Annotated in this window: 1 protein-coding gene and 1 pseudogene; one reads left to right on the forward strand and one right to left on the reverse strand. The window is 76.2% G+C overall.

What is annotated here, in order from left to right; genetic code table 11:
• Window positions 1-815: pseudogene (locus D7231_RS38245) on the reverse strand (SGNH/GDSL hydrolase family protein); the annotation flags it as partial.
• Window positions 816-937: 122 nt separating this feature from the next.
• Between D7231_RS38245 and D7231_RS34905 the strand changes: the two are divergent.
• The coding region (locus D7231_RS34905) for a DUF445 family protein (protein ID WP_242000082.1) at window positions 938-1,305 on the forward strand (368 nt) is incomplete at its 3' end.

Here is a 1,305-nt window from a genome sequence, read left to right on the forward strand (position 1 = left end):
GCCGGGGCGCCCCGCTCGTCCCGCAGGCGCGCCGCCAGGAAGTCCGTCCAGCGGTGGTTCGCGCCCGGCGTCGAGCCCGCGCCGTCCGTCAGCGAGTCGCCCAGCACCACCACCGAGCCCGCCGCCTGCGCGCTCAGCACGTGCAGCGCGGTCACATAGCGCCACGAGTCGACCGTCTCCTGGTACGGCCCGCCCGTCGTGTCGGCGGCCACGTCCCCGGGCGCCGCGTAACTGGTCTGCCGGGCCATGCGGTGGTACGTCACCGGGCCCGAGGGCTCGGGCGCGTACACCGTCACCAGCACATCAGCCGCCGCGGGCACCTTCAGGGACACCGGGTCGCTCAGCACCGAGCCGCCGGCCGGCACGATCACCGTCGAGCCGCCGCCGAACGTCAGCTCCCGCATCGTGTCCGGCTGCGCCGCCGGGCCGCCGTACGCCGAGAGCGCCACCGTGACGTGCGTGAACGTCACCGGCTGCGTGCCGTAACGATTCGACAGCTCCACGCGCACGCTGCTGCCGCCCACCGAGGCGCGCAGGACGTTCCGCAGCGAACGGTCCGGCAGGCCGTCCACCGTCGCGGGCTCCGCGCCCGTCGGCGCGGCCGACCACGTGCCCACCCACGCGCTGCGCGCGGCCGGGGTCACGGGCTCGGCGTCCTCGCTCCCCTCCTCGGCCTCCGCGGGGGCCGACGGCGCCGCCGCGACCTCACGCTCGCCCTGGCGGCCCGTGCCGATGGCCACCACGACCCCCACCAGCACGGCCATCAGCCCCGCCAGCAGCGCATAGAATCCCCGCCGCACCCTCACCACTCCCACGCGCCCCATGATCCCACGACCGGAGTACCCGGGCTCACCCGGGCGGCCCAGCGGGCCGCGGCCGGGCGCCCGCTCCTCCCCGTCCCGGAGCGTCACTCCGGGTCCCCCGGACAATGGGACGTATGACGAACGCAGCCGGCTCCCCGCCCGCGCCGATCGTGGCCCGTCTCACGGAGGCCGACGCCGCGAAGCAGCGCGGGCTGCGGCGGATGAAGGCCCTCGCCACCGGCCTGCTCGCCGCCGTGGCCGTCGTGTACGCCCTGGCCACCGCCGCCGAGCACGGCGGCGCCGGACCCTGGGCCGGCTACGTCGCCGCCGCCGCGGAGGCCGGGATGGTCGGCGCGCTGGCGGACTGGTTCGCCGTCACCGCCCTCTTCCGCCGCCCGCTGGGCCTGCCCATCCCGCACACCGCGATCATCCCGACCAAGAAGGACCAACTCGGCCAGTCCCTGGGCGACTTCGTCGGGGAGAACTTCCTCTCCGAACAGGT

Origin of the sequence: Streptomyces klenkii, assembly GCF_003626645.1 — a bacterium.
In the GTDB taxonomy this organism is placed as follows: domain Bacteria; phylum Actinomycetota; class Actinomycetes; order Streptomycetales; family Streptomycetaceae; genus Streptomyces; species Streptomyces klenkii.